Source organism: Allosphingosinicella sp., assembly GCF_036570505.1.
Taxonomy (GTDB): Bacteria; Pseudomonadota; Alphaproteobacteria; order Sphingomonadales; family Sphingomonadaceae; genus Allosphingosinicella.
Window position 1 is genome coordinate 21872 of the sequence record NZ_DATCYB010000102.1, and the last position, 8298, is coordinate 30169.

Genomic DNA, 8298 nt, shown 5'->3' on the forward strand with positions numbered 1-8298 from the left:
AAGGTCGCTGTGTCACGACGCGACTTGCGACTCTTGTGAATCTTTGACAATGTTCTGCCGTGGCGGCGCAGGGCAAACTCTATCTGGGCGCAAGGCTTCGGAGGCTTCGGCGCGAGTTGGGGCTCAACCAGAGCGCGATGGCGTCCGAACTTTCGATCAGCCCCAGCTACCTCAATCATCTGGAGCGCAATCAAAGGCCGATAACCGCCGCCGTGCTGCTGAAGCTGGCCCAGGCCTATGACATCGACCTCAAGGGCTTCACCGCCGACAGCGAGGTCACGAGCCTCGAAGAGCTGGCCGAGATCTTCGCCGACCCGCTGTTTGCCGACATCGGCATTCCTCGCTACGAGCTGCTGGAACTCGCCCACAACGCTCCCTCCGTCGCGGACGCCATATCGCGCCTCTATGCGGCCCTGGCGCAGCGACGACAGGCGCCCGAGGGCGGCGAGGCGGAGTATGAAGCGCGCCTCACTCCCGAAATCTGGGTGCGCGACTATATCCAGCTGCAGCGCAACTATTTCCCCTATCTGGAGGAAGCGGCGGAAACGCTGGCGGGCGCGCTCGGCGGTCCGGCCGAGATGTTCGCCAGCCTCCGGCGGCGCCTTCACGAAGGCTTCGGGGTCGATACTCGCATCATGCCGGCCGAACTGCTCGACGCCGCGAGCCAGCATTATGACTATCACCGAAAGCGGCTGATGCTGTCGGCGTTGCTGCGGCCGGAGAGCCGGACCTTCGGCCTGGCCTATCAGGTCGCGTTGTTCGAGTTCCGGCCGCTGCTCGCCAGGATGCTGGAGAGCGCAGCGCCGCCGGACCCGCCGACCCGAGCCCTCCTCCACATAAGCCTCGCCAACTATGCGGCAGGAGCGATCATCATGCCCTACGCACCTTTCCTGGCGGCGGCGGAGCGATACCGCTACGAGGTCGACCGGCTCTGTGCCGAGTTCGGCGCCAGCGTCGAACAGGTAGCGCACCGCCTCACCACCTTGGGGCGTAGCGGCGCGCGCGGCATTCCCTTCTTCATGCTGCGGGTCGACGCCGCCGGAAACATTTCTAAGCGCTTCGCCGGCGAAAGCTTTCCCTTCTCCCGCTTCGGCGGCACTTGCCCCCGATGGAACCTCCACGCCGCCTTCCAGACGCCGGGCCGCGTCGCGACGCAGGTGGTGGAGACGCCGGATAGCCAGCGATTCTTCACGATCAGCCGCACGGTGGACCGCGCCGTGCGGCTCGACCCGCGCGAATCGACCCAGCTCGCCGTCGGCCTTGGCTGCGACCTCCAATATGCGTCGAAGATCGCCTATTCCGACGGTCTCAACCTTGCCGATCCCTATGTGACGCCGATCGGTCCCGCCTGCAGCATCTGTCCGCGCGTTCGCTGTCCCCAGCGCGCCGCCGCCCCGGCCGGGAGGAAGCTGGCGGTCAGCGAGATGCAGAAGACGATCTCGCCTTATCCCTTCCTCGGCGGCTGAACCGCGCGGGGGATGCCGGGCCGGCCGCGCTCGCACTCCAGCTCGATCCTGTCCCAACCGCCGAGTTCCGCAGCGGCGGCGTAGCTGCTTTCGAAGAAGGCGAGCAGCGTCGCATCCGGACCGGCACTCTGGCGGACGGCGTCGTAGGGAAGGACGAACTCGCCCAGCTTCTCGTCATAGCGCGCATCGTCGGGGGCGACGGCCACTTTGGAAAAGCCATCGGGCGACGGGTAGGCGTAAGAATAGAAGAACGGCGACCCGCCGCTCGCGCCACCCGGCCAAAAACCGGCGCTCGACACTTCATGACTGTAGGCTTCGCGCGTGACCGCATCGGGGAGGTTCGGAACACCGCCGGGGTGAAGCGGCGCCGGCCGGCCGGAGAAGCGCGTGACGGCAAGATCGAAGCTGCCCCAGAAGAAATGGACCGGGCTCACCTTGCCGAGGAAGCCCGAACGGAACAGCCGCAGCACCCGGTCGGCGGATAATAACGCCCGCCGCAGCCGGTCGGCGCTGTCGCGGTCGTAGGCGCGGGGCTCGGTGTCGGCTTTGAAGGGAATCCCCGGATCGACCTCGTTGGGCGCGCCGTGAATGCGGACAGGGTGTCCCGCCTCGGCGATCAGGCTCAGCGCCTGCTGGTGAAAACGGGCGACCGACATGGACTCCAGTGCGAAGTTGCCATGATGACCGTCGGAACCGTCGATCGTGAAACGATGGCGGATGAGATCGAAACCCAGCTCGAACGTCCCGGCATGGGCGTGAATCGGCTCGGTGCGAAAGCCCTCGGGGCAGATGTGGAACGTCAGGTGCCAACCATGGTTGCGCCAGGGGAGCAGGGCGGTCGGGACCTTGCCGGCGACTTGTGAAAAGAGGTGGAGGGCGGCGATCGTCGCCCCGTCCCGTTCCTCGCCAAGTTCGGGCCAATCCTGCGATCGGTGGACCATGCTCGCCTCCTCACCTTCCCGACCGAGACGCAGGGGCAGCGGCGGGGGTTCCCTTGCCACGGGAATCTCCTCTAAGGGCGGCGCATGTCAGACGTCGAAACCATGACCGGCGAATGGGTCGCTCGAATCGAGGCCGCTCGGGATCTGCAGAGCCTCGAATTGGAGCGTGTGGCGGCGCTCGGCAAGCAGGGGGCGATCACGGGCCTCCTCAAGACGCTGGGCGGGATGACCCCGGAAGAGCGGCAGGTTGAAGGGCCGCGCATCCACTCATTGCGCGAAACGGTCACGGAGGCGATCGCGGCGCGCAAGTCGGCGCTGGAGACGGCCGAGCTGGACCGAAAGCTCGCCACCGAGACGCTCGATATGAGCCTGCCGGTCTCTGCCGGCGAGCAGGGCAGCATCCATCCGGTCAGCCAGGTGATGGACGAGCTGGCGGAAATCTTCGCCGACCTCGGCTTCTCGGTCGCGACCGGGCCGGAAATCGAGGACGACTGGCACAATTTCACCGCGCTCAACATTCCCGAAAGCCACCCGGCGCGGGCGATGCACGACACTTTCTACTTCGGCGCCGACAAGGACGGGGACGGCAAGCGGATGCTGCTCCGAACGCACACCTCGCCGGTGCAGATCCGGGCGATGCAGGCGCAAAAGCCGCCGCTGCGCATCATCGCGCCGGGCCGGACCTACCGTTCCGACAGCGACGCGACGCACACGCCGATGTTCCACCAGGTGGAGGGCCTGGTGATCGACCGCGGCATTCATCTCGGTCATCTCAAATGGACGCTGGAAACCTTCTTGAAGGCGTTCTTCGAGCGCGACGATATCGTGCTCCGCCTGCGTCCGAGTTATTTCCCCTTCACCGAGCCGTCGGCCGAGGTCGATGTCGGCTACACGATCGAGAACGGGCGCCGCGTGGTCGGCGGCTCCGACGGCTGGATGGAGGTCCTCGGCTCCGGCATGGTCCACCCGCGCGTGCTCGAAGCCTGCGGGCTCGATCCCAACGAATGGCAGGGGTTCGCCTTCGGCTCCGGCATCGATCGGCTCGCCATGCTGAAATACGGCATGGACGACCTTCGTGCCTTCTTCGACGGCGACCTGCGCTGGCTCCGCCATTATGGCTTTTCGAGCCTCGACGTGCCCACGTTGAGCGGGGGAGTGGGCGCATGAAGTTCACATTGAGCTGGCTGAAGGAGCATCTGGAGACCGATGCGAGCTTGGAGGCGATCGTCGACATGCTGACTTGCATCGGCCTGGAGGTCGAGGGCGTGGAGAATCCGGCCGAAAAGCTGGCACCCTTCGTCGTCGCCGAGGTGCTGACCGCCGAACCACATCCGCAGGCAGACAAGCTGCAAGTCCTAACCGTGAATACCGGGGACGGCGAGCCGGTTCAGGTCGTCTGCGGCGCTCCCAATGCGCGAGCGGGCCTGAAAGGCGTGTTCGGCGGCCCCGGCGCCTATGTTCCGGGCAGCGATCTCACCCTCAAGGTCGCCGCTATCCGAGGCGTCGAGAGCCGGGGCATGATGTGCTCCGTGCGCGAGCTGGAGCTGGGCGAGGAGCATGACGGCATCATCGAGCTGCCCGCCGATGCGCCGGTCGGAGCCGGCTTCGCCCAATGGCGCGGGCTCGACGACCCGGTGATCGATGTCGCCGTCACCCCCAACCGCCAGGATTGCATGGGCGTCCACGGCATTGCCCGCGACCTCGCCGCCGCCGGCCTCGGGACCTTGAAGGCCGTCAACGTCAAGGAGATCGCCGGAGCCTTCCCCTGCCCGATCGAGATCCGCACCGACGATCCGGAAGGTTGCCCCGCTTTCTACGGCCGGGTCATCCGAGGCGTGAAGAATGGCCCGTCGCCCGACTGGCTCCAACAGCGGCTGAAGGCTGTCGGCCAGCGTCCAATCAGCGCGCTGGTCGATATGACCAACTACATCATGCTGAGCTACGGACGGCCCCTGCACGTCTATGACCTCGCTAAGCTTGAGGGCGCGATCGTCGCCCGCAAGGCGAAGGACGGCGAAACCATGCTGGCGCTCAACGGCAAGACCTATGCGCTCGATAGCTCGATGACCGTCATCGCCGACGACGCCGGCGTCCACGACATCGGCGGTATCATGGGCGGCGAGGATACCGGCGCCACCGAGGAAACCACCGACGTCGTCATCGAATGCGCCTATTTCGACCCGGAGGGCATTGCCCGCACGGGTCAGAAGCTGGCGCTCACGTCGGACGCGCGCACCCGCTTCGAGCGCGGTGTCGATCCCACTTTCCTGGAGGTGGGCCTGCAACTGGCAACGGAAAGGGCGCTCGATCTTGTCGGCGGCGAGCCCTCCGAGATTATTCGCGCCGGATCGCCGCCGGCCGAGCAGCGGATCGTCGAATATCGTCCCCAACGCTGCGCCGAGCTGGGCGGCCTCGACGTGCCCGAGGAGCGGCAGAAGGACATCCTGCTCAGCCTCGGATTCGAGTTCGAGCACGGCGATCCCTGGAAGATCGACGTGCCGTCCTGGCGTCGTGACGTCATCGGCTCGGCCGACATCGTCGAGGAGGTCATCCGCATCGAAGGTATCGACAAGGTGCCGTCGACGCCGCTGCCGCGCGCGCCGGGCGTCGCCAAACCCACGGCCACGCCCGAACAGCTCGTCGAGCGCCGCGTCCGCCGTGCCGCCGCCGAGCGCGGGCTCAACGAAGCGGTGACCTGGAGCTTCGTCAGCGAGGCGGAGGCGGAGCCGTTCGGCGGCAGCGCCTGGATCCTCGACAATCCGATCAGCGAGGAAATGAAGGCGATGCGGCCTTCGCTCCTGCCCGGCCTGCTCGCCGCCGCTCGCCGCAACATCGATCGCGGCGCACAGAGCGTGCGCCTGTTCGAGGTCGGACGCCGCTACCTTGGCGACCGGGAGCATCCGACGATCGGTCTCGTCCTCGCCGGCGACCGCCGAGCGCGCCACTGGAGCACGGGCAAGGCGGAAGCGTTTAGCGCCTATGACGCCAAGGCCGAGGCCATGGCCCTCCTCGCCGCCGCCGGCGCGCCGGTCGACAACCTCCAGGCGCTGGACGGGACCGCCGTCTATCATCCCGGGCGCTCGGCCCGGCTTTGCCTCGGCCCCAGGAACGCCCTCGCGGAATTCGGCGAGCTTCATCCGGCCACCCTCAAGGCATTCGATCTGGGCGTTCCGGTCGTCGCCGCCGAAATCTATCTCGACTTCATCCCGCTAAAGCGGAGCGGCATCGGCCACATGCGCGCCGCCTATGCGCCGCCGCCGCTTCAGGCGGTGAAACGCGACTTCGCCTTCCTGCTCCCCACCGAAGCGCGAGCCGACACCCTGCTCCGCGCCGTGCGAGGCGCCGACAAGCAGGTCATTGCGGGTGTCAGCCTGTTCGACGTCTTCACCGGCCAGGGCGTGCCTGAGGGGCGGAAGTCGGTGGCGGTCGAGGTCGTGCTCCAGCCGGGCGACAAGAGCTTCAGTCACGAGGAGCTGGAAGCCATCTCCTCCCGGATCGTCGCCGCGGCGGAGAAGATGGGCGCGCGCCTCCGCGACTAGGGTCCGTACTCAAGCGCGTTGATCGCCTTGTGCACGGCCGCCTCGACCTCCGCGCGCGGAAGGCCGGGAGGCAGTGTTTCCTCGAAGCGGACGGTGACGATTCCAGGCTGCTTGACGAAACTGTGCCGGGGCCAGATGCGGCCGCTGTCGAGCGCCACCGGAACGACGGGCAGACCCAGCGATCGGTAGAGACCGGCGAAGCCGGGCTGCAGCGGCGGCCGCTCTCCTGGCGCGACCCGTGTGCCTTCCGGAAAGATCATGATCGGCCTTCCTTCCGCGATCGCGACCTGGGCGGCTCTCAGCATTCGCCGCAGCGCTGCGGCACCGCCCTTCCGGTCGACGGGGATGATGCCGTAGCGGCGCGCCACCCAGCCCCAGCCGGGAATATCGGCAAGCTCGCGCTTCATCACGATCGCCGGACGGTCGAGCAAAAGCAGCATCTCGATCGTCTCGAACATCGACTGGTGCTTGGCGGCGACGATGGCGCCGCCGCGCGGCGGGCTCCCCTCGACCCGCGAGCGAACGCCGAGAAACCAGGCGGCGCACCAGCGGTGCCAGCGCGCCCAGCCATGCGTGACCCGGATGACCGCCTCCCGCCCCACGAGCGCGGCGGGAAAGGCGAGGAACACCGCCCCCGCCGTGCCGGGATAAAAAAACAGCGCGAACAGCAATGTACGCAAAGTGTTCATCAGATCCCGAGAAAAACGGCCGCGTGGCGCAGCAGATATTTGTTATATTCGGTGAAAAGCTGGCGGAAGCTGGGGCTGCTTTCGACCGCGTCGCCGATCAGCTCGACATCCTCAGACACCTGCCGCGAAAGCTCGAACCCTGCGCGCGGCATGTGCCAGTCGGTCGTCACCAGCCGCACCGTCTTGAACTCGCGCTTGTCGAGCCAGCGCGCGGTTTCGATCGCGTTGGAGCGCGTGTCGACCGACTCTCTTCCCAGATCGATGCAGCACTCGAACAGCGCCTGATCCGCCTCATATTCGGCCGCCAGCTCGACCGGTCGCACCGTCCGCGCCACCCCGGAGATCAGCATCCGCTTCGCCCGGCCGCGCTCCAGCAGGTCGAGCCCGCGCTCGATCCGCTTGGGTCCGCCGGTGAGGACGACGATGGCGTCGGTCTGGCGGTCGTCCGCCGGACGGGGCAGCAGCACCACGAACAGCGCATAGCCGAGGAGATAAAGGAGGATGGCGGCTGAGACGAGGCGGCTGATCATAGGAGCCGGCCCAATGCCCGCAATATCGTGGTGCGCGCAACCAGCATGGCCAGAAAAACCCCCGCCACGGGCAAGGCGGCGAGGATCAGCCAGCTGAGAATGGGAAGTCCGGCCGAGCCGAGCAACTCTGATCCGATCGCCCCCACGCGCCGGCCGATGGCCAGCAGCACCAGTGCCGCCGCCGCCAGGCCGACCAGCCCGCCGAACAACGCATCGAGCGCGATCCGCCGCTGGAAGAGCCGCGCGACCTGAACATCCGTCGCGCCCATCAGGTGGAGGACCTCGATCGTGTCGCGGTGCGTGTCCAGCGCCGCCCGCGCAGCCAGGACGACGGTCGCCGCCAGGGCGCCCACCATCAAAAGGACGAGCCCCGCGGCCAGCAACTTCAGCGCATCGATCAGCCGGGCGAGCGGCGCCAGCCACTGGGCATTATTGTCGACGCGGGCCGACGGCGCGACCTCTTCGATCGCAGCGCGCAGCGCGTCGAGGCGGTCGTAAGCCCCGGGCTGGAGCGCGACGTCGATCATCACGGGAATCGGCAGGTCGGCCTCCAGCCCTCCCTCGCCGAGCCAGGGTTCGAGCAGGGTCTCCATCTCCCCCGTGCTGATCCGCCGCGCCGTCTGGATACCGGGGAAGTCTTCCAGCAGGCCGAGGGCGCGGACCGCCTCCGCCTCGCGCCGGTCGGGATTGGCTTCGACGATCTGGATGGTGGCGCGGCTGCCGGCATTTTCACCGAGGCTCTCGGCGGCATGGCGAAGGCCCAGGCCGGTCGCGGCGGCGAGGACCGTCAGGAACATCATGATCGCGATCACCCAGGGCATCGGCCCCGAAAGCCGGCCCTCCGGGAGCAGGCGGCGATCGGCCGTGCCGAACTTGCGGACGCCGGCCTTCATGCGTCCGCCGCCCGCGGCGGATGGCGCAGCGCCCCGGTCGGGTCGGCGATCTGGCCGCGGTCGAGGCGCAATATGTCGGCGCGACCGACGCGGGAAATGAGGTGCACGTCGTGGGTCGCGACGACCACGGTCGTGCCGAGCTTGTTGAGCGCGTCGAACAGGTGAAGCAGCCGCGCCGCCATGTCCGGATCCACGTTGCCGGTCGGCTCGTCCGCGACCAGCAGCTCGGGCCGGGCGATG

General features: G+C 67.5%; 7 protein-coding genes and 1 pseudogene. 3 read left to right on the plus strand and 5 right to left on the minus strand.

Annotated elements, in window-relative coordinates:
* The first annotated feature begins 59 nt into the window (after nt 1-59).
* Complete coding sequence (locus VIR62_RS12625) at nt 60-1466, plus strand: helix-turn-helix domain-containing protein (protein ID WP_431871797.1); 1407 nt, start codon at nt 60-62, stop codon at nt 1464-1466.
* On the opposite strand, the gene VIR62_RS12630 is transcribed toward VIR62_RS12625, so the two are convergent.
* Nucleotides 1445-2467 (minus strand): DUF5996 family protein, encoded by a 1023-nt coding sequence (locus tag VIR62_RS12630; protein WP_431871798.1) that lies wholly within the window; start codon nt 2465-2467, stop codon nt 1445-1447. The two genes, VIR62_RS12625 and VIR62_RS12630, sit on opposite strands and share 22 nt — an antisense overlap.
* 42 nt (nt 2468-2509) lie before the next feature.
* On the opposite strand from VIR62_RS12630, the gene pheS reads away from it, so the two are divergent.
* Complete coding sequence (gene pheS / locus VIR62_RS12635; protein WP_431871805.1) at nt 2510-3574, plus strand: phenylalanine--tRNA ligase subunit alpha; 1065 nt, start codon at nt 2510-2512, stop codon at nt 3572-3574.
* Nucleotides 3571-5946, plus strand: coding sequence for a phenylalanine--tRNA ligase subunit beta (gene pheT / locus VIR62_RS12640; protein ID WP_431871800.1), 2376 nt, complete (start codon nt 3571-3573; stop codon nt 5944-5946). Before pheS ends, pheT begins: the two co-directional genes overlap by 4 nt.
* Here pheT and VIR62_RS12645 read toward each other — a convergent pair.
* From VIR62_RS12645 to VIR62_RS12660, 4 genes and pseudogenes are all read right to left on the minus strand, one after another.
* Nucleotides 5943-6635, minus strand: coding sequence for a lysophospholipid acyltransferase family protein (locus VIR62_RS12645; protein ID WP_431871801.1), 693 nt, complete (start codon nt 6633-6635; stop codon nt 5943-5945). The two genes, pheT and VIR62_RS12645, sit on opposite strands and share 4 nt — an antisense overlap.
* Entirely contained in the window at nt 6635-7165 is a 531-nt protein-coding gene (locus VIR62_RS12650; protein ID WP_431871803.1) for a YdcF family protein, read from the minus strand. Before VIR62_RS12650 ends, VIR62_RS12645 begins: the two co-directional genes overlap by 1 nt.
* Entirely contained in the window at nt 7162-8058 is an 897-nt protein-coding gene (locus VIR62_RS12655; RefSeq protein WP_431871804.1) for a cell division protein FtsX, read from the minus strand. Before VIR62_RS12655 ends, VIR62_RS12650 begins: the two co-directional genes overlap by 4 nt.
* Nucleotides 8055-8298 (minus strand): annotated as a pseudogene (locus tag VIR62_RS12660) (cell division ATP-binding protein FtsE); the annotation flags it as partial. The pseudogene VIR62_RS12660 and the gene VIR62_RS12655, both read right to left, overlap by 4 nt.

What these genes read in the sequence shown, in the direction of transcription:
- pheS (WP_431871805.1), top strand. Translation starts at nt 2,510, where the DNA reads ATGACCGGCGAATGGGTCGCTCGAATCGAGGCCGCTCGGGATCTGCAG.
- pheT (WP_431871800.1), top strand. Translation starts at nt 3,571, where the DNA reads ATGAAGTTCACATTGAGCTGGCTGAAGGAGCATCTGGAGACCGATGCG.
- VIR62_RS12645 (WP_431871801.1), bottom strand. Translation starts at nt 6,635, where the DNA reads ATGAACACTTTGCGTACATTGCTGTTCGCGCTGTTTTTTTATCCCGGC.
- VIR62_RS12650 (WP_431871803.1), bottom strand. Translation starts at nt 7,165, where the DNA reads ATGATCAGCCGCCTCGTCTCAGCCGCCATCCTCCTTTATCTCCTCGGC.
- VIR62_RS12655 (WP_431871804.1), bottom strand. Translation starts at nt 8,058, where the DNA reads ATGAAGGCCGGCGTCCGCAAGTTCGGCACGGCCGATCGCCGCCTGCTC.